Origin of the sequence: Enemella evansiae (assembly GCF_004362375.1) — a bacterium.
Taxonomy (GTDB): Bacteria; Actinomycetota; Actinomycetes; order Propionibacteriales; family Propionibacteriaceae; genus Enemella; species Enemella evansiae.
Window position 1 is genome coordinate 512666 of sequence record NZ_SNXA01000010.1, and the last position, 24336, is coordinate 537001.

The following is a 24336-nucleotide window of genomic DNA, read 5'->3' on the forward strand; positions in this document are numbered from 1 at the left end:
TAGCCGTGGACGCACTCATCCCATCGCCTTCTGCATCTGATCCGAGATGGCCTTGATGGTGGCCCCCGGATCGCCGTCGGCGGTCAGCATCTTCGACAGTTCGGTGAAAATGATGGTGTCCAGTTGGACCCACTGGGAGACCTTCGGGCGCAGGCCGATGTAATCCGATTGCCAAGCCTTCTGCACGGCGGCCGCGGTGCGGATGTTCGGGTATTTCGACGGGCTCTTGGTCTCCTCCGCGGTGACCTCGGGCAGGTCGTACACCGAGGTACGGGTGGGCGTACCGCCGCCGACCGAGGAGCCGAGGCTCATCAGCTGGGTCTGCGGGCTGGTCGCCCAGTTCACGAAGAGCCAAGCAGCCCCGAGCTCGTTGCCCTGAGCGTTCCTGTTGATGCCGATCCCGGTGCCGCCGTAGATGTTCGCGGATCGCTTGGGGCCACGCGGCAGCGGTGCATAACCGACCTTGCCGGGGAACTGCTTCTCCTCACCGGCGGCGAACTCATGCCAGTTCGGGCACATCGCGACCTCGCCGGCCGCGAACGCGTCACCGAGCCCATTCCAGTCCCAGCTCGTCGACGACGGGTGCGCGATCTTCACGAGCTTCTTGTAGAACGTCATCGCCTCGACTGCCTGGGGCGAGTCGAGAGAGATCTGGCCGGGGTCCTCGACGCCGAGCAGACCGACCTCCTGGCCCTTGCTGAAATAGTCACCCCCGTAGGCCCAGAGCACGTTGGAGAAATCGCACATCAACGAGTCGTGCTGCTTCGCCTGGTGTCCGGTGCCGAATTTGACGTCGGACTTGGCGTTCCGATTGAACCAGTCAGCGATCGCGTAGTACTGCTCCCAGGTGGTGCTGTCGCTGGGCATCGGATCGAAACCGAGGTCGGTCCGCATCCGGTCGCGATACTTCTCGAACAGATCGAGCCGGTAGTGCCAGATCATCGTCGGGCAGTCATACGGCAGCGCGTAGATCTTGTTGTCGTCGATGAACTTGCCGGCTGCCTGCAGCTGGGTCGGGATGAAGTCCTGTACGCCGTTCTCCAGCTTCGGGTACTTGTCCGAGTTGATAAACGCGGTCAGGTCGGCCAGGCCATCTGCAAGCGGGGCCAGGATCTGATACGGGTCTGCGTAGATGACGTGGTTCTGTGCCGAACCGGAGGAGAAGTCGAGCTTCACCTTCTCGACCACCTTGTCCAGCTCCATCTGCTGGACGTTGACGGTGATCCCGGTGAGTTCTCGGAACGGGGCCAGGTTCGCCGCGATCGCCGCCGAAGGTGAGGTGTTCTCGGAGATGAAGTTGATGGTGGTCCCGGAGAACTGCTTCCATGGGTCGCCGCCGGCCGAACCGGAGGGCAGTTCCTGCTGTTCGCCACCGCAACCGACCAGGGCGGCGGTGGCCAGCCCGAGTGCACCACCGAGTGCCGTTCGCCGGGAAAACGCGTAGGGAATGTTCATGTCAACCTCGAATCGATGAGGTCGGCCCGCTGGCCGGCCCGAGTCCAGAAAGACGCCAGCGGTGCGGGTAGTGCGCCACTCTGCGCTTGATGGGCTCCATTACAGACAAAGGAAGACAACGTTGTCAATGCCTGTTACCTTGGCTTCTGGACAGGGCCCCGACGGCGGACGGCCCATACGTGACAAAGGTGCACACCCATGAACTCTGAGATTCCCGACGCGGGCACGATGGCGGCCAGCGTGCTGCAACCCGACCTCACGGTTTCGGTCGAAGAACGCCAGATGCCGGTTCCCGATCCTGATCAAGTGCTGGTCCGGATCGAAGCGGTCGGTGTTTGCGGCTCCGACGTCCACTACTACCGGCACGGCCGGATCGGCGGCTTCGTCGTGGACGGCCCGATCGTGCTCGGACACGAATCGGCGGGAACCATTGTCGCCGTCGGGTCTGGGGTCGATCCGGCCCGCGTGGGCGAGCGGGTCTCCATCGAACCGCAACGTAGTTGCCGGGTTTGCGAGTGGTGCAAGCGGGGCGAGTACAACCTGTGTCCGCAGATCGAATTCTATGCCACACCCCCCATCGACGGGGTCTTCGCCGACTACGGCCTGATCCAGTCGGACTTCGCCCACACCATCCCTGACGACATGTCCATGGAAAGCGGTGCCCTGCTGGAGCCGCTCTCCTGCGGGATCGCTGCGGTGCGCAAGGCTGGCATCGAACCGGGGTCGTCGGTCCTGATCACCGGGTGTGGTCCTATCGGAATCATCTGTGCACAGGCCGCGAAGGCCTATGGTGCCAGCGAGGTTGTGATGACCGACCTGCTGGCCGAACGGCGGGAGATCGCGCTCCGGTTCGGCGCGACCCGGGTTGTCGATCCAGCGGCGGAGCAGGTCCCCGACGCGAGTTTTGACGCTTTCATCGATGCCACCGGCGCGCTGCCGGCGGTGCGTTCGGGCATCGCGGCCGTCAAACCCGGGGGGTGCGCCGTGCTGGTCGGGATGGGGGATGACGACATGAATCTGCCCGTCTCCACGATCACCGCGCGCGAGATCAACCTGACCGGGATCTTCCGGTACAACAACACCTGGCCCGCCGCGATCGCGATGGTGCAACAGGGGACCGTGGACCTCGATTCGCTGGTGACCGGCCGATTCGGGCTGGCGGAGGTCCAGCACGCCCTGGACATCGACAATCAGCCCGATGTGCTGAAGAGCATCGTGGAGCCGCAGCGATGATGCCGATGGAGCTGGCCCGACTGCGCCGACTGAGCCGAATCTGCGATCCGGATGGACTGATCCGCGCTGCCGCGATCGACCACCCCGAGACCTATTCGATCCTCTTCGATCCAGACCTGGCCCAGGTGACCCATGCCGAGGTGGTCGAATCGAAGCTCGAACTGATCGCCGCCATGGCCCCGGTGTGCACTGCACTGCTGTTGGACCCTTCGACCGCCTGGGGGCCGGCAGTGCGCGCCGGCGCGGTGCCCGGGTCGGTAGGCACGATCAGCGGGTTGGAGAGGCTCTACTATCAACCCGATTCCGCGGATTTCGAACCCCGGTTGGAGATCCGGGAGAGCTGGGGTCCAGAGGAGCTGGCTGCCCTGGGTATCGATGTGGCCAAGCTCGTGGTGTTCCACCGGGCCGGTGACAACGAATCGGCGCGGCTGGCCGAACAGGTGACCGAGATCGCAGAGCGGTGCCACCGGGTGGGGTTGCCGCTGGTCGTCGAGCCCCTCTGGTACTGGAGGTCGGGGGAGGACTCGACCGACGCGCGGCAACTGGCCCGGCGTACGGACAGCGTGCTGGAGTCCACGCGGTTGTTCAAGAACGCGGGCGCGGACGTGATGAAGGTCGAGTTCCCTGTCGACCTGGCTCGTCAGAGTGGATCCGCCGAGGCCGCCTGCGCCGAGTTGGATACGGCTGCCGCCGGACCCTGGGTGCTGTTGTCCGCAGGTGTCACCTTCGACGGATTCCTCACCCAGCTTCAGATCGCGACGAGTTCCGGTGCAAGCGGTTTCATGGCGGGGCGCGCGATCTGGGGTGATGCAGTGGGGCGCTTCGATGCGGATCGGCGACGTCGCGGTGCCCGGCTGGCCGTCCAGCGACTGGAGCAGTTGAGCGCGGTCGTGCGCCGGCACCCGCATCCGGCCTGGCCCGGAGAAGTCGACCCGATGTCTGCCGACGAACTCGAAGCCGACTGGTATCTGGCAGGTGCGCAGTGAAGAAGGTCGCCGGTATCGATTCCTCGACCCAGTCCTGCAAAGTGACCATCCGCGACGCGGAGACCGGGGTCGAGGTGCGGTCCGGTGCGGCGCCGCATCCTCCGGGGACCGAGGTCGAACCGGCGCACTGGTGGCGGGCGCTGCTGCAGGCGATCGAGCGGGCAGGCGGTCTGGAGGACGTCCTAGCGGTGTCGGTGAGCGGACAGCAGCACGGGATGGTCTGCCTCGCCGAGGACGGTGCCGTCGTGCGGCCGGCGCTGTTGTGGAACGACACCCGCTCCGCGCGTGCCGCTGCGGAGCTGACCGAGGAACTGGGGGCCGCAGCCTGGGCCGAGGCAGTCGGATCGGTTCCGTTGGCATCGCTGACGGTGTCGAAGCTGCGGTGGTTGGCCGAACACGAACCCGAGAACGCCCGACGGACGGCAGCGGTTGCGTTGCCGCATGACTGGCTGACCTGGAAACTGCGCGGTACCGGTCGGTTGTCCGATCTGGCGACCGATCGATCCGATGCCTCCGGGACCGGTTACTTCGACGCTCCGTCGGGGAATTATCGACGTGAGTTGGTGGCCCGGGCTCTCGGGGATACCGCCCTCGCCGAATCGTTGCGGTTGCCGGTCGTGCTCGGTCCGGACGACGCCGTGGGACCGGCAACCGCCGTGTCGAACGCGCCATTGCTTGGTCCTGGCAGCGGTGACAACGCCGGTGCCGCGCTCGGACTGGGACTGGCCGCGGGGGAGACGCTGCTGTCGATCGGCACCTCCGGTGTCGTCGCGACCGTTTCCGCCCGTCCGACGGCCGACGCTTCCGGGTTGGTCACCGGGTTCAGCGACGCCACCGGCGTTTTCCTGCCGCTCGCCTGCACGCTGAACGGCTCGCGTGTCCTCGATTCCGCAGCACGACTCCTCGGGGTCGACCATGCCGGATTGAGTGATCTCGCGCTCGCGGCGGAACCAGGTGCTGGAGGTCTGGTTCTGGTGCCCTACCTGGAGGGTGAGCGGACCCCTAATCTGCCCGATGCCAGCGGGACCCTGCACGGGATGACGTTGTCCTCGCTGAGCCGGGAGAACTACGCCCGGGCGGCGGTGGAAGGCCTGGCCGGACTGATGGCGTACGGATTGGACGCGCTGCGGAATCAGGGGGTGCAGGTCGATCGGGTGACCCTGGTCGGCGGCGCTGCGCGCTCCGCCGCACTCTGCCAAATCATGCCCGCAGTCCTGGGATTGCCGGTGGCGGTGCCCAGCTCGGGGGAGTACGTGGCGATCGGGGCGGCCCGTCAGGCTGCCTGGGTGCTGACCGGCGCGCGTCCGCAGTGGGTGGCCGGCGAGACCGCCATCCACGAGGTGCCGGAGACACCTCAGGTGCGGGAGCGTTACCTGGAGTTCGCTGCCTGTTCCTGAATCTCGGCTGCTGGCGGCCGGCAGTGCAATACCTGCACCTCGCCGTGCACTCGAAGTTGCCCAGCGGCGTACGGGACGACGAGCGTGGTGCCGGATTCCACATCTGTTCGGCCGCCGGGCCAACTGACCTCTCCCCCGCCAGCGATCCCAACGAGCACACCGAATCCGGCGGGCAACTCGTCACCGTCGGAGACCGCATCGACGCGGAACCATCGCTCCGCCGCCGTCGGGAGCGCCGGGCCACGGTCGTTGTGGGCGACGAGGTCGGCGATCTGTTCGGGGGAGCGTACGCCCAGGTCCGCTGCCTGCAACGCGACGTCGAACCCGAGATCGAGGTGACCGTCGCGCGTTCCTTCGATGGCGAAACCGGCCCACTCCAGCAGGATCGACAGGTCCTCGGGTTCCTGCACCTCGACCAGCAGCACCCCGGTGCCGATCGCATGCGGCATTCCTGCCGGGACAAGGATTGCGTCACCTGGCCGGACATCGAAGCGGTGCAGCAGATCCAACAGTGCGTGGGTGTCCTGCCGGTCGACCAGCTCGCGCAGTCGGTCGAGGGTGACCCGGTGTCGCCAACCGAGGAAGACCTCGCCCGCGCTCAGGATGACCCACGCCTCGGTCTTACCGTGCCGACGATCGAGCCGGTTCCGGGCGAACTCCCCGTCGGGATGCAGGTGCACCGGCAGTCGCTGGCCCGCATGCAACAGCTTGGTCAACAGCATGGTGTCCGTCCCGAATGCCGCCAGATGCTCCGGTCCGAGCCAGGTCATCGGGTCATCCCGAATGGCGTCCACGAGGAGTCCGCCATCCGGTAGCCGACTCAGGCCGAGGCTCTCCTCACCGTGCAGGGTCGTGGTCGAGGCGACCCAGTCCTCGGGAACCTGGCCTCCGCCGAAGGCGGTCCCCCGAAACGCGGCGATCGCCTCACCGCCGGCATAGAAGCGGTCAGCCGGTTGATTTGCGGGCAACCTCAACGGTGCTGAACTCACGATTACCCTTCCGCGATTTGATGACGGTTGGACAGATGGCCCGCCGCACGGGGCGCGTCGGGTCAGCAATGCGCTGAAACAGCATCTCAGCCGCGGTCGCCCCCATCTCGCGGGCATCGTGATCGACGATCACCACTGGTGCCTTCAGCACGGTCGACAAGGGGAAATCGTCGAACGAGATCAACGTGACATTTTTCCCGCGGGTGAGACCGGCGGCACCGACCGCAGCAATGTTGTTGCCGCAGAAGATCGCGTCGGGCGGATCCGGTGCAGCCATCAACTCGGCCGCGATCGCATGTGCCTCCGCTGAACTCTGTGCGCCATCGCGGATCAGCTCGGGTCGAACCTCAAGACCGTGAGCACGCAGGGCGTCAACCGCACCGTCCCGCCGAAGCCCCATCGTCGCGAGCTGGTAGGACTCGAAGATCATCGCAAACCGCGAAGCGCCCATCCGGATCGCCTCATCGACAGCGTCTCGGGCTGCGCGACGGTTGTCGAAGGTCACAGAATCGATCTGGGTGCCCGGCGGCTCCACATCGATGGCCACGACCGGCATGCCCCGGGCGACCTCAGCCTTCAGCAAGGGGTCGATGCCAGCGGCGGGGGCCAGGATTATGCCGTCGGCACGATGGTTCAGCATCACCTCGAGTAGTTCCTGCTGGCGGTCGAGTCGCGCCTCGTGCGAGGAAATGACCAAGAGGCTTCGCTGACTCTCGACCACGGCCTCTGCGCCAACGGCGACCGCGGAATAGAAACTGTTCGTGAGGTCGCGGATGATGAGCGAGATCATCCCCGAGCGGCCGCTGCGGAGCAATGCGGCCATCCTGTTGTGCCGGTATCCCAAGGAGTCAGCCGCGCGTCGGACCTTCTCCGCCATCTCCGGTGAGACGTTCGCCTCCTCGTTCACCACGCGCGACACGGTTTTCAGGCTGACCTGTGCCGCGCGGGCCACGTCGGTAAGGGTCGGGCGCCTCGCTGGCCCAGCGGCTGGCTCGACTCGGCCCACACGCCACCCCTTCCGGTATCGGGCACTGCGAAACCATCGTAGACCGTCGCACCCCGCTCGCCGATCATGAACGGTATCGGTGGCACCGACAAGTTGAGCGCTTGCCCGAACCGGGAACCAGGGTGGGTGCTGGAGTGCCGGACCCACTGTCGGGGTCCAGTGGGTCCGGCACCCAGCCAGGTCCAGGACAGGTTCGCAGCGACGGGGTGGGGGATTGATCGGACCGCGACCTGGACGCATATCCCACTATGCGACGGTGAACTCGCGGGCCTGGGTGGACGACAGATGCAACGCCGCCCGGGACACTTTGCGGGCGACCCAGACGGGGGTGTCAGTCCAAGGTGGCCTGCCACAGGACGGATGCCGATGACGCAGATTCAATACGTCGGCGGTCCAGACCTGCGCGGTCTCGGGCGAGCACCCCAGTGACATCGCGAGTTCGAGGTGGAAGAACTCGGTGATGCCGGGCGTACCGTCGGCGCCGGGGAAGACGAGTTGTTCGCCGTGGAGCACGCGGGCGGTGAGTTCGTCGGTGTGGGTGTTGAGTCCGGAGTAGGTGTCGCAGGCGGCGGCGATCGCGACCAGGCGGCGGGCTTCGGCCTGGGCGATGGTGTCGCTTTCGGCGCGGATCGCTGCGAACACTTCGGCTCGCTCGTTGGTGGTCATCGGTGATCACCTCCTCTCATCCGCTACATCCAACATTAGTCATGGTGTTCGAATAACTCAAGAGGTTTGGGGAGATCTTTTCGGGTTCATCTCGACACGGTCGCTGCGCGACCTACTCGATGAACGTGGGGGAGTCCTCGCTGCGCGACCTACTCGATGAACGTGAGGGCGTACTGGTTCATCTCGACACGGTCGCTGCGCGACCTACTCGATGAACGTGGGGGAGTCCTCGCTGCGCAACTTACTCGATGAACGTGAGGAATCCTCGCTACGCGACCTGCTCGAGGAACGGGGGGAAGGGCGGAAATCGCAGCAGGGTTGGAAAATTGGGTCGCGATGGAACTTCGGGGTGGCGTACGGACTCTCCTGGAATGAACGTGATGACAGCGTTCCAGACAAAGGAGAAACCATGCCCAGTCAGTCCCGCTCCCTGTTCGTCGGCGGGGTGGTCGCGGCGAGCGCCCTGGTCGCGCTCGCGGTCGCCCCGTTCGCCACCGCCGCCCCGACCGCCGAGCCGACGGTCACCAGCAAGCCGACCAACAAACCGACCAACAAACCGACCGCCGAGCCCACGTCCGAGCCGACCGCCACGAAGACGCCGACGAAGTCACCGACCGCGACCAAGACACCGACCAAGACGCCAACGAAGACGCCGCCGAAGACCACCAAGCCGACCGGCAAACCGACCAACAAGCCGTCGGCGCCCTCCGGTGGCGGGTCCGGTTCCGGCGCTTCCGGTGGGGAGAGCAGCGGCGGCCTGGCTCGTACCGGCGTCTGACGGGTCGACGATCACCGTCGATTCGGCCGGTTGCGGTAGATTCGGCCCGTGGCCGACACCGTTTCAGACGCACGCAACACCCCCGATGTCGAGCAGCCCTGGGCCGAGCTCGGGTTGAAGGACAACGAATACGCCCGGATCCGCGAGATTCTCGGCCGCCGACCCACCGGTGCCGAGCTCGCCATGTATTCGGTGATGTGGTCCGAGCACTGCTCCTACAAGTCCTCCAAGGTGCACCTGAAGAAGTTCGGCGAGCTCTCCCAACAGACCGCCCGCGGGCGGATGCTGGCCGGGATCGGCGAGAACGCCGGGGTGCTCGACATCGGTCAGGGGTACGCCGTCACGTTCAAGGCCGAGTCGCACAACCACCCCTCCTACGTCGAGCCGCACCAGGGCGCGGCGACCGGCGTCGGCGGCATCGTCCGCGACATCCTCGCCATGGGGGCCCGCCCGATCGGGGTGATGGACCCGCTGCGGTTCGGTCCGCTGGACGCCGCCGACACCCGCCGCGTGCTGCCGGGGGTGGTGTCCGGGATCGGCGGTTACGGCAACTGCCTGGGCCTGCCGAACATCGGCGGCGAGGTCGTCTTCGACAAGACCTACGCCGGCAACCCACTGGTCAACGCACTCTGCGTCGGCGTACTCCGCCACGAGGACCTGCACACCGCCAAGGCCTCCGGCGCTGGCAACCAGGTCATCATGTACGGCGCGGCCACCGGTGGCGACGGCATCGGCGGCGCCTCGATCCTGGCTTCCGAAACCTTTTCCGGGGGTACGCCGACCAAGCGGCCCGCCGTCCAGGTCGGCGACCCGTTCATGGAGAAGCTGCTGATCGAGTGCACCCTGGAGCTCTTCGCGGCCGGCGTGATCACCGGCATCCAGGACTTCGGCGCCGCCGGGATCTCCTGTGCCACCAGCGAATTGGCCTCCGCCGGCGACGGCGGCATGCACGTCGAACTCGACCGGGTGCCGCTGCGCGACTCGACGCTGTCGCCCGAAGAGATCCTGATGAGCGAATCCCAGGAACGGATGATGGCGGTCGTCCGGCCCTCCGACGTCGAGAAGTTCATGGCGATCTGCCGCAAGTGGGACGTCCAGGCGACCGTCGTCGGCGAGGTCACCGAGGACCATCGGCTGGTCATCGACTGGCACGGCGAGACGGTCGTCGACGTCGACCCCAAGACCGTCGCCCACGACGGCCCGGTCTACGAGCGGCCCTACGCCCGCCCCGACTGGGTGGACCGGGTGACCGCCGACGACGGCAACGCGCTCGCCCGCGACAACGACCCGCAGGCGCTGAGGCGTACCTTCCTCGAACTCGTCGGATCTCCCAACCTGTGCGACAAATCCTGGGTCACCGACCAGTACGACCGCTACGTCCGCGGCAACAGCGTGCTCGCCCAGCCGGAGGACTCCGGCATGCTCCGGATCGATGCCAAGACCGGCCTCGGCGTCGCGCTCAGCACCGACTGCAATTCCCGGATGGCCTTCCTGAATCCCTACCTGGGTGCGCAATTCGCGCTCGCCGAGGCGTACCGCAATGTCGCCACCACCGGCGCCCAGCCGCTGGCGATCACCGACTGCCTGAACTTCGGCTCCCCGGAGGATCCCGCGGTGATGTGGCAGTTCGTCGAGGCGATCCTCGGCCTGGTCGACGGCTGCAAGGCACTCGGTACACCGGTCACCGGCGGCAACGTGTCCTTCTACAACCAGACCGGTACCACCGCGATCCTGCCGACCCCGACCGTCGGCGTGCTCGGCGTCATCGACGACGTCGCGAAGCGGACCCCGATGGGCTTCGCCAACCCCGGCGATGAGATCTGGCTGATCGGTACCACCCGGGAGGAGCTGTCCGGCTCCGCCTGGGCCGATGTCGTCCACGACGGTCACCTCGGCGGTACGGTGCCGGCGATCGACTTCGACCACGAGAAGCGGCTCGCCGACTTCCTGGTCTGGGGCGCCTCGGTCGGACTCTTCACCTCCGCCCACGACCTGGCCGACGGCGGCCTTGCCCAGGCCCTCGCGGAATCCTGCCTGCGCAAGGATTTCGGGGCTTCGGTACGCCTGGGCGAGGGCGATCCGACGGTCGAGTTGTGGTCCGAATCCACCGGCCGGGTGCTGGTCTCGGTATCCCCCGAGCAGTCCCAGCGGTTCGCCGAGGCGGCCACCGGACCGGACGCCGGGCTGCCGGTGACGAAGCTCGGCACCGTCGGCGAGCGGGGGAGCGCGCTGCGGTTCGAGGGCCTGTTCGAGGTCCCCCTTGATGAGCTGCGCCGGGTCTGGCAGGCGCCGATCCCGGCCGCCATGGAGGGCACCGTCGTCGACGCCTGAGCAACCACGCTCATCGAGTAGGCAGACAGACGGGGGCTCCGCCCCCCGTCAGCCCCCGGCACGAAATCTGCGGAGCGAAGCGGAGCAATGGCTGCCGTGTCGAGATGAGCGGCGTCAACGATCGCGGTGAGCCAGAGGGCCTGGCGGACGCTGGGACGAGTCGCCCCGAGCATCCGGCGCGCCAGCAGCGCGCGGACACCCGGGGGGCGCCGCCTCAGGTGTAGCTGGACCGACGGACGGTCGTGCGGACCAGCGGCGGCGTAACCGGACGTGCAGTAGTCAGAATTGACCGGTCGGCAACCCCAGTCAGAGCGGGTTTGATCATGGACCGCTGGGACTACTGCACGTCCGATTACGCGAGCTGACCTGGTTTTCCCTCGAGTCGGCCGACCGGCGTCATCTCGACACGGCCGCCATTGCTTCGCAGGCTCCGCATGGCTGACTACTCGGGGATCGGTGGATCCGGGCTGAGTAACCGCCATGTCGAGATGCGCTGCGTCAATGGTCGTCCCCGCCGGGGCCGATCGGGGTGGTGCGGAGTCGGTGCCGCAGGTGTCTGTGGGGTCGGCGCTTCGGGTCCAGTGCCCGTGGTGGCAGGAATTCCGGCAACCGGTCGGTGGGGTTGATGCGGACTTCCCAGCGGTTCGGGTTGTGCAGCCGCTGCCGGGTGGGTTCGACGAGGGCATGGTGATGCGCGCAGAGCAGGACCCCGTTGTCGAGACTGGTCGGCCCGCCCCACCACCACGGTGTGATGTGGTGCGCATCGCAAAGCCGTGCGGGCCGGTCGCAGCCGGGGAACACGCAACCGCCGTCGCGGGCGACCAGGGCGGCGCGGAGCTCGCGGGTGAAGAACCGCTTCAACTGACCCACATCCAGCGGAATCCCGAAACTGTCGAGGACCATCGGGATGATGTCGGCATCGCACGCCGGCAACCGCAACTGCTGCGCCGACAGGAGCTGGCCGTTGACCTCGCTCACCCCCAGTCCGGTGACCAGTGCCCGGAGATCCACGGTGACATTGACCCGTGCTCGATCGGCACCACCGGCTGAGGCATGGTTGGCGTCGGCATAGGTGGCACAGAGCTCCATCAGGGCATCGGCCCGGCGCATCGCCCGGGACGGGCGCCCGCCGCAGACCCCACACGAGGGGCCGGGACAGTAACGGCCGCACGCGGGTGGGGCATCGGTGGTGTTCTGGTCGACGAGCGCGTCGAGCAGGGCGGCGAGCTTCTCCCCATCGGCCAGCGGCAGCTTCCCTTTGAAGTTGGTGGATCCCATCCCGTCGGGGTGCAGACGGAGTTCGCGGTTCCGGCGCGCCGCGGCCTCCTCGCGTTCCAGCCGTTCGCCGAGGATCTCATCGGCATGTTCGGGGTCGATGACCTCGATCAACCTCTCGCCGAGTCCGCGGAGATCGTCGGGCCCGAACTGCTCGGCGCACTGGACCATCGTTAGTGCCGCCGCGGTCTCCTTGTCCTTCGGGAGATCCGGGGGGAGGTAGTGCATGCTGGCGAAGATCGCCCGGGCTTGGTGGGTCGAGATCTCCGCCTCGGCCAGGGCTTGCCACACCGGCCCCGCTTGGGTGGTGCGGACGGCTTCGCGGATCGCGGCGTAGGCATCGTTCGAGGCGTGGGTGTGCCGTTCCTGCAGCCAGCGGCTGGTTTTGATCCCGTGGACGTGTTCGGTGGCCTTGCGGTGCTCGATGCTGGCCAGCGTGCGGGTGGTGAGAGCCTTGAGGCGGGAGGTGATCCGCTCACCGATGACCGCCAACTCCAGCAACTGTTCGTCGGTGAGCAGCCTGTCGCCGGCTGGTTCGGTGAGGGCGGTGTGTAGCAGGTCATCGACCGCGGTCGCGGTCTCGATGAGGGTGGCTGCACTGCCTGTCATACCTGCTGTTCAATAGGAGGGGTCTGACAGTCGCGCCCGGATTCCCCGCCCTCACAGAAAAGTCCGGAAATCTGTGGACAACCTTTTTGGTGGGCTTGGCTTCGACTCGCTCGTTCCTCGCTCGCTCAGCCGGCGGATGGGGACTCGTCCCTCGCTCGCTCAGCCGGCGTATGGGGGTGGTTCATCTCGACACGGTCGCCATTGCTCCGCTCCGCTGCGCACGGCGACCTACTCGATGAACGTGAGCGCTGGGGGCGTTATCGAAGCGTTGCCAACTTTTCCACGACGGCAGGCATCTCACCGGGCGTACGGAGCCAACAGTGGCTCCCCAAGTCCAGGAGCAAGATCATGTTGAAGACCACGCGTACCGCCGCCATCGCCTCCGCACTGACCGCCGGCATCGCCGGTCTGGCGCTGAGCGCCCCGCTCGCCCTGGCGGCGCCGAGCCCGACCCCGAGCAGCACCAGCACGCCGAAGGCGACCGCCACCAGCACACCCACCGGTAAGCCGACCAAGACCCCGAAGGCGACACCCACGACGACACCGACCGGTGAGCCGACCCCCACCTCGACCAGCAAGCCGGTGGGGAAGTTCACGGTCTCGGTGACCGCCCCGGCATCCACGACCGGTCCCGCGAAGGTCAGCGTCACCGGGATCACCAGCGATGAGGTGATTGCCGAGGCTACCCAGCAGGGGCAGTCGAGAGTGGCGAGCGCCGGCAGTGCCTGGAAGTTCCAGAACGGCGCGGCCACGTTCGATGTTCCGGCCCCGAAGGGCGGCTGGGTCCCCGGCGGGTACTACCTGGTGAAGGTCACCGCCAATGGCGGCAAGACGCTCACCGAGGGCTTCACCGCGCCCGGCGGCAAGAAGGGCGCCGGGACGCTGACCCCGCCGAGCAGCAGCACCGCACCGGTCGTCGTCCGCATCAAGGGTCTCACCCCAGGTACGAAGATGTCGGCGTACGCCGGGCCGGACGGGACCGACGGCACCCCACTGAGCAGCACCTCGGGCACCGTCGGCAAGGACGGCACCATCACCCTCTCGCTGCCCGCACCGAAGGGCGGGTGGAAGTACGGCCAGACATACGCCGTGGTCGTCAACCAGGAGGGCATGGGCGATCACTACTACGAGGCCACCTTCACCTTCCGTGGCGGCAAAGGCACCGGCGATAACGGTGGCTACACCGCTGGCGGCAGCAGCAAGGACAGCACCGGGGGTCTGGCCAAGACCGGCGTCTGACCCACCGAGGAGCGAGCGGCCCGTCCGAGTAATCGGGCGGGCCGCTTGTCGGCGTACCAGAGATCCGAGCGGAACCTTCCGGACCGAAAAGCCCACCCTCAGGCAACTTTTCCCGGACGTCGACCATCTCAACGGGTGTACGGAGCCGACGGCGGCTCCCGAATCAGGAGACAGACCATGAAGAAGAGCACGCGTACCGCCGCCATCGCCTCCGCACTGACCGCCGGCATCGCCGGTCTCGCGCTGAGCGCCCCGCTGGCCATGGCCGCGCCCACCGCGACCCCGAGCGCGACCGGCAAGCCGGCCGCCACCAGCACGCCGAAGGCTACCGCCACCAACACGCCGAAGGCGACCGCCACCAACACGCCGAGGGCGACGAGTACTCCCTCGGCGACCAGCACCCCGACCGCGACCCGGACGCCCACGCAGGCACCGGTCGGCCCGCTGTCGGTCTCGGCGTCGGCGCCGGAGTCGCTGACCGCCCCGGTCGTGGTCAACGTGAGCGGCGCGACCAGCGACACCATCTCGGCCTCGATCGGCGAACCGGGCACTGACAAGGTGGTGAGCTCGGGCAGCGGCAGGGTCGTCGATCACTCGGCACGGACCGTGCTGTCGGCACCGAAGGGTGGCTGGATCCCCAGCCTGACCTATGAGGTGCGCGTCGAGGTGAACGGCACGGTCGTCACGAAGCACTTCACCACCCCGGCCGGCAGCAAGACGGGCACCGGCACGCTGACGCCGCCGAGCAGCAGCACCGCCCCGGCCGTCGTCCACATGAAGGGCCTGACCCCGGGGACCAAGATGTCCGCATCCGTCGGCCCCGACGGCACCGACGGCGCCGAGATCCGCAGCTACGGACCTGTCGGCAAGGACGGCACCATCACGCTCAGCATCCCGGCGCCCAAGGGCGGCTGGGTGGACGGCCAGAAGTACACCGTGGTCGTCGACCAGGAGGGCATGGGTGACCACTTCTACGAGGCCAGCTTCACCTTCCACGGCGGCAAGAGCACCGGCGGCGGCACCACCACCACCAAGGACAGCAGCGGCGGCCTGGCGAAGACCGGCGTCTGACAGGACCGGTACGCCGGCAGAGGTCTCGGTCGGTCCGGGTTCGGCTTGGGGGAGCCGGATCCGGACCGATCGTTTTTTCACCCCGGCAGCCAACTTTTCGGTCTGGCCGGCCATCTCACTGCACACACAGTTCGGACAAAGGAGCCCGCCATGAAGACCCGGCACCGAATCGCCCTGGCGATCGCCGGCACCGCACTCGCCGGGGCCGCATTCGCCGTACCCACAGCGATCGCCGCACCAACGCCCGCCGCACCGGGCACCCCGCACGGCACGGTCACCCCAGCTCCCACCACCAGCCGACCGCCGACCAAGCCCGCCGAGCGGAAGCTGACCGTCAGCGTGCAGGCGCCCGGCAGCCTCACCGCGCCGGCGGTGCTGGTGGTCACCGGCGCCCGGCCCGGATCGCAGGTCTCCGCGGCGGCCGGTCGGGACGACCAGGCGCAGGCCGAGACCATCGACACAGCGCGCGCCGACGCCAACGGCCGCGCCGTGCTCCGACTCGCCCCGCCGAACGGGCGCTGGCCCGCCAACTCCACCTACCTGTGGGGTGTCGGCGGCGACTCACAGGGGGCCGGACACCGGACTGGAACCTTCCGCACCCCGTCCGGCGCGGCCAAGGCGACCCCCACGAAGCCCGCTGCGACGCGGAACCCCGCCGGCGCAGCGCGTGAGGCCAGCGGTGGCCTGGCCAAGACGGGCGTCTGAAGCGGCCGACAACGACACGGGACGGCCATACGATCAGCACGGGACGAGCCGGCAGCAGACCGAGCCGCCGTTATGCAACCGTTATTCGCTCGCGGAACGCACACCCGGACGGCGGACTCCTCCGGTTCGGACACGTCTGGCCGGCGGGCCTGACAGGAGGGGACGATGGTGGAGTTGGTGGTGGCGCCCATGACCGCGCTGCCCGAGCCGACCGACGAGATCCTCTGGCGTGGCCTGCAGGACCGCGTCGAGGCCGATTTCGCGTTCCTCTTCCGGCGCTACAACAAGCTCGTCTACAACTTCTGCTTCCGTGCGACCGCCTCCTGGGCGCTGGCCGAGGATCTCACCCAGGCGACCTTCGCGACCCTCTGGCGCCGGGCCTGTGAGGGCCGCGTCGACCCGCTGCGCCGGCAGTCCGCGGCGCCGATCCTGCTGTCGATGGCCCGGCACGAGGTGCTGAACAGCGCCCGCGGCGGCAAGCGTCGGCTCCGGCTGGCCCGGCGGATCGGCGACGAGCCCGGCGGCCCGCAGGACAATGTCGGCGACTGGCTCGCCCAGGAGGCCGGGATGGCCCGGGTACGCCAGGTGCTCGCCCAACTGCCGGAGAACCAGCGCGCGGTCATCGAACTGGTCGTGTGGAGCGGGCTCGAGCTGGCCGAATGCGCCGAGGTGCTCGGGGTACCGGTCGGCACGGTGAAATCCCGGCTGTCCCGGGCTCGGCAGAAGCTGGCGACCACCGAGGTCGCGCGGCTGCTCGGGGGTGACGAGGGATGAGCAACATCTCATTCAGAGGATGGAACCTCCGAGCCCGACCCGGACTCCTTCCGGGCGGTCAGACAAACCAGACCACTCAGACAACGCGGATCGGAAAGGAGGAGGCCCCGGCATGACAGCGAACGGGATGGACCCCAACCGGCCGAGCATCGACCCGCTGCGCGAGCGCGAGCTACCCGGGGCCGATGCCATGCTGGCGAGGATTCTTGCTGAACCCGCGGCCCGGGCAGGTCGGCCCGTGCAGCGCTGGCTGCTGCCCGTCGCTGCCGCCGCGGTGGCGGCCGGCCTGGCCGTCGGTGCGGCCGGTTTCCAGGTCACCCACGGCAACGGGTCGATGCTGCCGGCCGGTACGCCGACGCCGCCGGCCAGTGTGTCGCCGACCCCGGAGCTGCCGACACCGAGCCCGACGTCGACCCCGGAGCCGACCCCCACGCCCACCCCGCCGCCCGCCCCCCAGCCCCCGGCGCCGCGGCCGACGACCCACCGGCCGACACCGACCCCGACGCCGACACCCACCCCGTCGGTCACGCCGACCCCGATCCCGATCACCCCGGTACCGACCGAGACCGCCGAGCCCACGACGTCCCCGAAGCCGACCCGGACGACAACCCGGCCGCCGACCAAGAGCCCCACCAAGACCCGGCCGCCGACGCGTACCCCGGGCACGGCCTGACGGGCTGGCTCCGCCGGGAGATCGTCATCGAGTCGTGACCACGCCGGCGGAACTCCGGCCCGGTGGGCGTACTCCTCTCCGGTGACCGCAAAACCCGCCAGTAAAGGGAATGCGGCGATCCCTACGGCCCCAGGAGTCCATCATGTCCACCCGCAGCAGCCTCGCCCGACTCTCCGCACTCGCCGCCGGTGCCACCGGCGTTCTCGTCCTCGGCCTCGGTCCGGCACTCGCGACGCCCACCCCGGTCGCGCCGGGTACGCCGGCGGTCACCGCGAAACCCACGACCAGCGCGAAGCCCACCTCGACCGGCAAGCCCACGCCGACCGCGAAGCCCACCAGCACCGGTACGCCGAAGGCGACTCCGACGGCGACCGGGTCCAGCACCCCGACCGCAACCCCGACCACTCGGATGAGCGTCGCCTTCCAGACCCCGGTCGCGTCCCGGGACAACCTCGAGGTGACCGTCACCGGGCTGGCGCCCGGCGGCTGGGTCGACATCGACGGCGGCGCGGTCGGCCAGGGTGAGGCCGCGTACCACTACGAGCTCCGGGCCGGCGCCGATGGCTCGGTCAGCGCGACCATCCCGCCGCCCAGCGCCGGCTGGCTGGTCGGCACCGACTACCGCTTCACCGTCACCAGCAACACCGGTCAGGTCGAGAGCACGACCTTCCGGGTGACCCGCAGCGCCCGGCTGACCGCCGACCTCCGGCTGCCCTCGGGCCCGCACGCCCCGCTGACCCTGGCGATCTCCGGCGCCAACCCCGGCGAACGGCTGGACGGCTCGGTGCTGCCCAATCGTCAGTCCGCACCCTGGGCCAACGCGCACCAGACCGCCGGGCCGGACGGGACCGCACTGCTGGTCTTCCCGGCACCCGCCGGCGGCTGGCCGTCCGGGGCCAACGGGAGTTACGACGTTACCGGCGATTCGGCCGGCGCGCTGGTCCGCGGCAAGTTCACCTTCCCGATCTGGGCCGGCACCGGCGAGCAGCCGAAGAACCCGGCCGGGCCCGCCTCGTCCGGCACCCGCACCACCCCGGAGGCCAGCGGCGGGCTGCCCAGCACCGGGGTCTGAGACCCGGCGGGGTACGCCCGGCGCTCGGGGCCGGGCGTACCCCGCTCGGACCGCCGCACGCTGACTAGAGTGGCGGGCATGAGTGACGTTCTTGCCGCCGTTGACCGGGTACTGCCGTCGGTGCGGACCGACCTGGCCGAGCTGATCGCGATCCCCTCGGTGAGCGCGGATCCGGAGCGGGCCGAGGATGTCCGCCGCAGCGCCGACTTCGTCGCCGACAAGCTGCGCGAACTCGGCGCCGAGGTGGAGATCCTCTCCGCCGACGGTGGCCGGCCCGCGGTGATCGGAAAATTCCCTGCCCCGGAAGGGAAACCGACCGTCACCCTCTACGCCCACCACGACGTCCAGCCGCCGGGTGACGAGACGCAGTGGGCCAGCGATCCGTTCACCGCCACCGAACGCGATGGGCGGCTCTATGCCCGCGGCGCGGCCGACGACAAGGGCGGCTTCGGGGTGCACCTGGCCGCACTGCGCGCCTTCGACGGCAAGCCGCCGGTCGGGGTGACGGTCTTCGTCGAGGGTGAGGAGGAGATCGGCTCACCCAGCCTCGATGCGTTCTTCGCCGAGCACGGTGACCGGCTCGCCTGCGATGTCTTCGTGATCGCCGATTCCGGCAACTGGGACGTCGGCCAGCCCGCCTTCACCACCCGGTTGCGGGGCATGACCGATCTGGTCGTCGAGGTGTCCACTCTCGATCACGGCCTGCACTCCGGCCAGTACGGCGGGGTCGCCCCGGACGCCCTGATGGCCCTCACCCGGATCCTCGCCAGCCTGCACGACGACGCCGGAAACGTCGCCGTGCAAGGGCTTGTCGCCACCGAGGCGCCGGATCTCGACTATCCCGAGGACCGGTTGCGGGCCGAGGCCGGGCTGCTGGACGGGGTCGAGTTCATCGGCGAGGGCCCACTGGTGCAGCGGATGTGGACCAAGCCCGCGATCACGGTGATCGGTATCGACACCACCCCGGTCGCCAGGGCCTCCAACACCTTGATCCCCTCGGCGCGGGCCAAGATCAGCGTCCGGCTCGCTGCCGGTGATGATCCCGCGAAGGCCCAGCAGTTGGTCGCCGATCATCTCCGGGCGAACGCCCCCTGGGGTGCCCGGGTCGAGGTCACCATGGGTGAGCAGGGCAGCCCGTCCCAGATGCCGCTCACCGGACCGTACGCCGAGACCGCGCGCCGGGCGTACGCCGACGCCTGGGGGACCGAGGTGGTCGAGATGGGGCTCGGTGGATCCATCCCGCTCGCCGCCGCCTTCATGGCCCACCATCCCGATGCGCTGGTGCTCGCCACCGCGGTCGTCGACCCGACCTCACGGATGCACTCGACCGACGAATCCCTGCACCTGGGGGATTTCCGATCCGCGGCCGGGGCGGAGGCACTGTTCCTGGAACGCCTGGCCCAGTCCTGACCAGTGAGGGGGCCTGATGGTCAAGTTCGAGAGCTGGATCGACCGCCAGATCCGGGAGGCCATCGAACGCGGTGAGTTCGACGACCTGCCGGGGGCGGGCAAGCCGATCCCGAATCTCGGCGATCGCGACGAGGGCTGGTGGATCAAGGCCAAACTCGAACGCGAGGGTCTCAAACCGCCGCTGCCCGAGACCCTGCAACTGCGCCGCGAACGGGCCGAGATCCAGCGCACCCTGGCCGACGTGCGGACCGAGGACCAGGCCCAAGCGATCGTGGTCGACCTGAACGAACGGATCAAGGAGTCCTGGCTGCGCCGCGATGCGGGCCCGATGATCGTGGTCAGCCGGCTGAACGTCGACGAGGTGATCGCAGAATGGCGCCGCCGGCGTGATGCCGGCGGCGCCGATTCCTAGCCTCGCAGGGATTCTGCGAGCTCACCTGCTCAGGCGGCCAGTTCCTGCTCCGCGGTGGCCGGGGCCAGCGCGATGTCGATGACATCGGCCACGTTCTCGGCCAGGTGGACGGTCAGCGCCTCGCGGACCGCCTCGGGCACATCGTCCAGGTCGGGCTCGTTGCGCTTCGGGATGATCACCTCGGTCAGCCCGGCCCGATGGGCGGCGAGCAGCTTCTGCTTCACCCCACCGATCGGCAGCACCCGCCCGGTCAGCGACACCTCGCCGGTCATCCCCACCTCGGTGCGCACCTCGCGGCCGGTGAGCAGCGAGGCGAGCGCGGTGGTCATCGTGACACCGGCACTGGGGCCGTCCTTCGGCACCGCCCCGGCGGGGAAGTGCACGTGCACCGTGTGATCGGTCAACGGCGCGGTGTCGATGCCGAGCCGTTCGCCGTTGGCGCGCAGGAAACCGAGCGCGATCGCCGCCGACTCCTTCATCACATCACCGAGCTGACCGGTCAGCGTCAGCCCCGCCTTGCCGGGCATGGTGGCGACCTCCACATAGAGCACGTCACCACCGGCGCCGGTCACGGCCAGGCCGGTCGCGACCCCGGGGATGCCGTCCGGGCGAGCCGCCTCCGGCTCGAACCGGGCACGGCCGAGATACTCGGTCACCTGGTCCTCGCCGACGACCACGGGCGTGGCGGCGTCCTCGCTGGTGGCCAGCTTCGTGGCGACCTTGCGCAGGATCTTGGCGATGCCCCGCTCCAGCTGCCGTACCCCGGCCTCCCGGGTGTAGTTGGTGGCGAGCTGGCGCAGCGCCCCGTCCTCGACGGTGACGTCCTCGGTGGTCAACCCGGCGCGCTCCAGCTGGCGGGCCAGCAGGTGGTCGCGGGCGATCGAGACCTTCTCGTCCTCGGTGTAGCCGTCGAGGCGGATCAGCTCCATCCGGTCCAGCAGCGCCTCCGGGATGGTCTCGGCGACATTCGCGGTCGCCAGGAACAACACATCGGACAGGTCCAGATCCAGTTCCAGGTAGTGATCGCGGAAGGTGTGGTTCTGCGCCGGGTCGAGCACCTCGAGCAGGGCCGCCGCGGGGTCGCCGCGGAAGTCCGAGCCGACCTTGTCGATCTCGTCGAGCAGCACGACCGGGTTCATCGAACCGGCCTCCTTGATCGCCCGGACGATCCGGCCGGGCAGCGCACCGACATAGGTCCGCCGGTGGCCGCGGATCTCGGCCTCGTCGCGGACGCCGCCCAGGGCGACGCGGACGAACTTGCGGCCGAGCGCGTGCGCGACCGATTCGCCGAGCGAGGTCTTGCCGACACCGGGCGGGCCGACGAGCGCCATCACCGCGCCGGAGCCGCGGCCGCCGACGACCTGCAAACCGCGCTGTTCGCGGCGGGCGCGGACGGCCAGGTATTCGACGATCCGGTCCTTCACATCGTCCAGTCCGCTGTGATCGGCATCGAGTACGCCGCGGGCGGCGGCGATGTCGGTGCTGTCGTCGGTGCGGGTCGACCAGGGTAGGTCGAGCACGGTGTCCAGCCAGGTCCGGATCCAGCCCGTTTCGGGGTTGGACTCGGCCGAGCTCTCCAGCCGGTCGGCCTCGCGCAGCGCGGCCTCGCGTACCGCCTCGGGCAGGTCCGCGGCCTCGATCCGGGAGCGGTAGTCGTCGCCGCCCTCGGTCTCGTCGCCGGACAGCTGGCCGAGTTCCTTGCGGATCGCGGCGAGCTGCTGGCGCAGCAGGTATTCGCGCTGGGTCTTCTCCATCCCCTCGCGCACGTCCTCGCGGATCTTCTCGGTGACCTCGACCTCCGCCAGCACGTCCTTGGCGGTCTTCAGCAGGTCGGCCAGCCGGTCCTCCGGATCGAGGGTCTCCAGCAACCGCAGCCTGGTCGCGCTGTCCAGCCACGGGGCATAGCTCGCGGCGGCGATCAGCTCGGCCGGGGTGTCCATCCGCTGGACCGCGTCGAGGATCTGCCAGGCCCCGCGGGTCTGCAGGATCGACATCAGCACGGTCTTGTACTCGGTGGCCAGCTCGCGGGCGTGTCCGCTCGGGGCGCCGTCGTCGTCGAGCTCGGTGGCCTGCACCCAGAGGGCCGCGCCCGGGCCGACGGTGCCGGCGCCGATGCTGGCGCGGTGCAGGCCGCGGACCACCGCGGCGGGTTCGCCGGAGGGCAGCCGGCCGACCTGGGTGACCTCGGCGATGGTGCCGATGGCGCCGGTGCGGCCCTCGATGCGGGGCACGATCAGCAGCGGCTGCCGGATCGCGGAGTCGCGACCGGCGTCGGGGGATGAATCATCGGGATGTGCGGCGCGAGCGGCATCGATCGTCGCCTGCGCGTTGTTGTCCAGTTCGACGGGAACGACCATGCCGGGCAGCACGACGACGTCGTCGAGGAACAGGACGGGATACGGGGCGGTCGTGTTCGATCCGGCACCGCCGACCGGTGAGGTCTCGTTACTCATGCAATCCGCAACGCCGATTACATGATTACTATTCCAGTTGGTCTAGACCAGTTTCGGACCAGATTTCAGTCCCGGACGAGGGTCTTGGCGATGATCTCCTTGATATAGGGCGCGACGATGTCGGGGGAGACCCGGCAGTCCACCAGGTACAGCCCGTCGGCGCCGTCGTCGACCCAGTCGGCCAGCCCGGCCAGGTCGTCGAGCCGGCGAATCACCTCGGCCCGGGCGCCGAGGGCGCGCGCCATCCCGGCGAAGTCGACCCGCGGGATAAGCATCGGCAGCGTGTTGATGCCGCGGGCGCCGTACTGGTGGATCTCGGCGCCGTAGGCGGCGTCGTTGTAGATCACCACGACGGTACGCCGGGACTCGCGGATCAGCGTCTCCAGATCGGCCGCCCCCATCAGCGCCCCGCCGTCACCACAGCACATCACCAGCACCCGGTCCGGGCGGGCGTGCGCGATCCCGACCGCCGTCTGCAGCCCCAGCCCGATCGACTGGAAGGCGGAACCGGACCAGTGCATGCTGCGCTCGTCGGGCAGGTCGAGATAGGTGTTCGGCCAGCCCACATAGTGCCCGCCGTCCAACGCGACGACCCGGTCCGCGGGCAGGATCTCGTTCAGTCGGCGGGTCAGCGACCGGGGATCGAGCAGGCCGTCGGGCGCCAACTCGTCACCCGGCTCGCGGTCGGCCTGGGCGCCGGCCACCGCCGCCGGATCCCAGCCCGCGGCCGGCGACCGGTCGGCGACCGCGGCCAGCAGCTGGTCGCAGGCCGCGCCGACATCGGCCGAGGCGAACCGGTCCACCCGCGGGTGGGTGGCGGCGGCCAGGTCGTCGATCTGCCAGAGGTCGGTGCCGGCGGCGAAGGTGTCGCCGAAGGACATCGTGAACTGGTTCAACCCCGCGCCCAGGACCAGCGCCAGATCGGCCTCGCCGATCAGCTCGGCGGTCCGCGGCGAGGCGAACCCGCCGGCCACCCCGGCATCCAGCTCTTGACCGGTGAACAGGCCGCGGGCGGTGGCGCTGGTGACCCCGAGCGCACCGAGCAAAGCCGCCAACAGGCGTACCCCCTCGGCCGCCGGCACCGCGCCGCGGCCGGCCAGGATCATCGGCCGCTTCGCCGCGGCCAGGGCAGTCACCAGATCGGCCAGCGCGTCCTCGCTCAGCGGTCGCGGCTCCGGGGTCGCCACCGGCGCGGGCGCCGCGGACGCTGCGGTGACCGGCTGCTCGATCAGGTCGTAGGGGAGTGCCAGCACAACCGGGGTGCGCTCGCCGACGGCCCGCGTCACCGCCTCGGCGACCGCGGCGGCGACATTGTCGGTGCTCAGCACCAGGGTGGGTACGCCCATCGTCTCGGCGAACGCGACCTGGTCGATGTCCCAGGGCCGCAGCCCCGCCGTCGGGGCCTGCGCGGTGACCAGCAGCAGCGGGATCCGCGCCATCCGGGCCTCGGCCAGGCTGGTCGCGGCGTTGGTGAACCCCGGCCCGTAGGTGGTGGTCGCAAGCGCCAGCTTCCCGCCGGCGCGGTGATGGCCGTCGGCGGCCGCGACCGTGCCGCACTCGTGCCGCATCGCGACCCAGCGGACCGGATGCCGCAGCAGGGCATCGATGAAATGGGCATTGCCGTTGCCGAGGACGCCGAAGACGACGTCGACGTGCTCGGCGAGCCGATCGGCCAGGGCGGTGGCGACGGTGGGTGAGTCGGTGGTCATGGGAACTCCCGGGACATGGGCAGAACAAGTGGCGGCCATATGTGTCTCGAGGGTCCACCTGCCGACCCTGACGCCAGTCCCTTTTCCGAACTC

Annotated in this window: 20 protein-coding genes; 13 read left to right on the top strand and 7 right to left on the bottom strand. The window is 69.1% G+C overall.

Features of this window, described 5'->3' with window-relative positions; genetic code table 11:
• Window positions 1-15: 15 nt before the first annotated feature.
• Window positions 16-1455 carry an ABC transporter substrate-binding protein gene (locus C8D81_RS13785; protein WP_133626249.1) on the bottom strand — a complete coding sequence of 480 codons (1440 nt, stop codon included), beginning with the start codon at window positions 1453-1455 and terminating at the stop codon, window positions 16-18.
• Between the two features lie 198 nt (window positions 1456-1653).
• Between C8D81_RS13785 and C8D81_RS13790 the strand changes: the two genes are divergently transcribed.
• Genes C8D81_RS13790 through C8D81_RS13800 form a run of 3 tightly spaced genes read left to right on the top strand, consistent with a single transcriptional unit; the run spans window position 1654 to window position 5071 of the window.
• On the top strand, window positions 1654-2688 hold the full coding sequence (locus C8D81_RS13790) for an NAD(P)-dependent alcohol dehydrogenase (RefSeq protein ID WP_133626250.1): 1035 nt from the start codon (window positions 1654-1656) through the stop codon (window positions 2686-2688).
• A gap of 5 nt (window positions 2689-2693) precedes the next feature.
• Complete coding sequence (locus tag C8D81_RS13795; protein WP_166646817.1) at window positions 2694-3674, top strand: beta/alpha barrel domain-containing protein; 981 nt, start codon at window positions 2694-2696, stop codon at window positions 3672-3674.
• The gene (locus C8D81_RS13800) at window positions 3671-5071 is read left to right on the top strand and encodes a xylulokinase (protein ID WP_133626252.1); all 1401 of its coding nucleotides are present in this window, start codon (window positions 3671-3673) and stop codon (window positions 5069-5071) included. Before C8D81_RS13795 ends, C8D81_RS13800 begins: the two co-directional genes overlap by 4 nt.
• On the opposite strand, the gene C8D81_RS13805 is transcribed toward C8D81_RS13800, so the two are convergent.
• From C8D81_RS13805 to C8D81_RS13815, 3 genes are all read right to left on the bottom strand, one after another.
• Window positions 5044-5841 carry a class I mannose-6-phosphate isomerase gene (locus C8D81_RS13805; protein WP_208109285.1) on the bottom strand — a complete coding sequence of 266 codons (798 nt, stop codon included), beginning with the start codon at window positions 5839-5841 and terminating at the stop codon, window positions 5044-5046. The genes C8D81_RS13800 and C8D81_RS13805 overlap by 28 nt on opposite strands.
• 175 nt (window positions 5842-6016) lie before the next feature.
• A complete protein-coding gene (locus C8D81_RS13810) occupies window positions 6017-7012 on the bottom strand; it encodes a LacI family DNA-binding transcriptional regulator (protein WP_166646818.1) in 996 nt (331 codons plus the stop codon).
• Between the two features lie 300 nt (window positions 7013-7312).
• On the bottom strand, window positions 7313-7732 hold the full coding sequence (locus tag C8D81_RS13815) for a hypothetical protein (RefSeq protein WP_133626255.1): 420 nt from the start codon (window positions 7730-7732) through the stop codon (window positions 7313-7315).
• Between the two features lie 409 nt (window positions 7733-8141).
• On the opposite strand from C8D81_RS13815, the gene C8D81_RS13820 reads away from it, so the two are divergent.
• Both C8D81_RS13820 and purL read left to right on the top strand, forming a co-directional pair.
• Window positions 8142-8510: a hypothetical protein gene (locus C8D81_RS13820; protein WP_133626256.1), complete on the top strand. Its 369-nt coding sequence runs from the start codon at window positions 8142-8144 to the stop codon at window positions 8508-8510.
• 48 nt (window positions 8511-8558) lie between these two features.
• Entirely contained in the window at window positions 8559-10841 is a 2283-nt protein-coding gene (gene purL, locus C8D81_RS13825; protein WP_133626257.1) for a phosphoribosylformylglycinamidine synthase subunit PurL, read from the top strand.
• 498 nt (window positions 10842-11339) lie between these two features.
• On the opposite strand, the gene C8D81_RS13830 is transcribed toward purL, so the two are convergent.
• A complete protein-coding gene (locus C8D81_RS13830) occupies window positions 11340-12725 on the bottom strand; it encodes an HNH endonuclease signature motif containing protein (protein WP_133626258.1) in 1386 nt (461 codons plus the stop codon).
• Between the two features lie 348 nt (window positions 12726-13073).
• Between C8D81_RS13830 and C8D81_RS21790 the strand changes: the two genes are divergently transcribed.
• The 8 genes from C8D81_RS21790 (at window position 13074) to C8D81_RS13870 (ending at window position 20081) form a co-directional block, all read left to right on the top strand.
• The gene (locus C8D81_RS21790; RefSeq protein WP_133626259.1) at window positions 13074-13964 is read left to right on the top strand and encodes a hypothetical protein; all 891 of its coding nucleotides are present in this window, start codon (window positions 13074-13076) and stop codon (window positions 13962-13964) included.
• A gap of 177 nt (window positions 13965-14141) precedes the next feature.
• Window positions 14142-15035, top strand: coding sequence for a hypothetical protein (locus C8D81_RS21305; RefSeq protein WP_208109286.1), 894 nt, complete (start codon window positions 14142-14144; stop codon window positions 15033-15035).
• Between the two features lie 150 nt (window positions 15036-15185).
• Window positions 15186-15740: a hypothetical protein gene (locus C8D81_RS13845; protein WP_094432813.1), complete on the top strand. Its 555-nt coding sequence runs from the start codon at window positions 15186-15188 to the stop codon at window positions 15738-15740.
• 165 nt (window positions 15741-15905) lie between these two features.
• Window positions 15906-16514: an RNA polymerase sigma factor gene (locus C8D81_RS13850; protein WP_208109287.1), complete on the top strand. Its 609-nt coding sequence runs from the start codon at window positions 15906-15908 to the stop codon at window positions 16512-16514.
• A gap of 112 nt (window positions 16515-16626) precedes the next feature.
• A complete protein-coding gene (locus C8D81_RS21795; RefSeq protein WP_267873175.1) occupies window positions 16627-17187 on the top strand; it encodes a hypothetical protein in 561 nt (186 codons plus the stop codon).
• Between the two features lie 142 nt (window positions 17188-17329).
• The gene (locus C8D81_RS13860; protein WP_133626260.1) at window positions 17330-18259 is read left to right on the top strand and encodes a hypothetical protein; all 930 of its coding nucleotides are present in this window, start codon (window positions 17330-17332) and stop codon (window positions 18257-18259) included.
• Between the two features lie 78 nt (window positions 18260-18337).
• On the top strand, window positions 18338-19669 hold the full coding sequence (locus C8D81_RS13865) for a dipeptidase (protein WP_133626261.1): 1332 nt from the start codon (window positions 18338-18340) through the stop codon (window positions 19667-19669).
• A gap of 16 nt (window positions 19670-19685) precedes the next feature.
• Window positions 19686-20081, top strand: a complete 396-nt coding sequence (locus tag C8D81_RS13870) for a DnaJ family domain-containing protein (RefSeq protein ID WP_133626262.1) — start codon at window positions 19686-19688, stop codon at window positions 20079-20081.
• A 29-nt stretch (window positions 20082-20110) separates the two neighbouring features.
• On the opposite strand, the gene lon is transcribed toward C8D81_RS13870, so the two are convergent.
• Together lon and C8D81_RS13880 are read right to left on the bottom strand one after the other, a co-directional pair.
• The gene (lon, locus tag C8D81_RS13875) at window positions 20111-22534 is read right to left on the bottom strand and encodes an endopeptidase La (protein ID WP_133626263.1); all 2424 of its coding nucleotides are present in this window, start codon (window positions 22532-22534) and stop codon (window positions 20111-20113) included.
• 65 nt (window positions 22535-22599) lie between these two features.
• Window positions 22600-24243: a thiamine pyrophosphate-binding protein gene (locus C8D81_RS13880; protein ID WP_133626264.1), complete on the bottom strand. Its 1644-nt coding sequence runs from the start codon at window positions 24241-24243 to the stop codon at window positions 22600-22602.
• Window positions 24244-24336 lie beyond the last annotated feature (93 nt).

Coding starts and splice junctions, on each gene's coding strand:
- C8D81_RS13785 (WP_133626249.1), bottom strand. CDS start 1,455: ATGAACATTCCCTACGCGTTTTCCCGGCGAACGGCACTCGGTGGTGCA.
- C8D81_RS13790 (WP_133626250.1), top strand. CDS start 1,654: ATGAACTCTGAGATTCCCGACGCGGGCACGATGGCGGCCAGCGTGCTG.
- C8D81_RS13795 (WP_166646817.1), top strand. CDS start 2,694: ATGGAGCTGGCCCGACTGCGCCGACTGAGCCGAATCTGCGATCCGGAT.
- C8D81_RS13805 (WP_208109285.1), bottom strand. CDS start 5,841: ATGACCTGGCTCGGACCGGAGCATCTGGCGGCATTCGGGACGGACACC.
- C8D81_RS13815 (WP_133626255.1), bottom strand. CDS start 7,732: ATGACCACCAACGAGCGAGCCGAAGTGTTCGCAGCGATCCGCGCCGAA.
- C8D81_RS13820 (WP_133626256.1), top strand. CDS start 8,142: ATGCCCAGTCAGTCCCGCTCCCTGTTCGTCGGCGGGGTGGTCGCGGCG.
- C8D81_RS13830 (WP_133626258.1), bottom strand. CDS start 12,725: ATGACAGGCAGTGCAGCCACCCTCATCGAGACCGCGACCGCGGTCGAT.
- C8D81_RS21790 (WP_133626259.1), top strand. CDS start 13,074: ATGTTGAAGACCACGCGTACCGCCGCCATCGCCTCCGCACTGACCGCC.
- C8D81_RS21305 (WP_208109286.1), top strand. CDS start 14,142: ATGAAGAAGAGCACGCGTACCGCCGCCATCGCCTCCGCACTGACCGCC.
- C8D81_RS13845 (WP_094432813.1), top strand. CDS start 15,186: ATGAAGACCCGGCACCGAATCGCCCTGGCGATCGCCGGCACCGCACTC.
- C8D81_RS13850 (WP_208109287.1), top strand. CDS start 15,906: ATGGTGGAGTTGGTGGTGGCGCCCATGACCGCGCTGCCCGAGCCGACC.
- C8D81_RS21795 (WP_267873175.1), top strand. CDS start 16,627: ATGACAGCGAACGGGATGGACCCCAACCGGCCGAGCATCGACCCGCTG.
- C8D81_RS13860 (WP_133626260.1), top strand. CDS start 17,330: ATGTCCACCCGCAGCAGCCTCGCCCGACTCTCCGCACTCGCCGCCGGT.
- C8D81_RS13865 (WP_133626261.1), top strand. CDS start 18,338: ATGAGTGACGTTCTTGCCGCCGTTGACCGGGTACTGCCGTCGGTGCGG.
- C8D81_RS13870 (WP_133626262.1), top strand. CDS start 19,686: ATGGTCAAGTTCGAGAGCTGGATCGACCGCCAGATCCGGGAGGCCATC.
- lon (WP_133626263.1), bottom strand. CDS start 22,534: ATGAGTAACGAGACCTCACCGGTCGGCGGTGCCGGATCGAACACGACC.
- C8D81_RS13880 (WP_133626264.1), bottom strand. CDS start 24,243: ATGACCACCGACTCACCCACCGTCGCCACCGCCCTGGCCGATCGGCTC.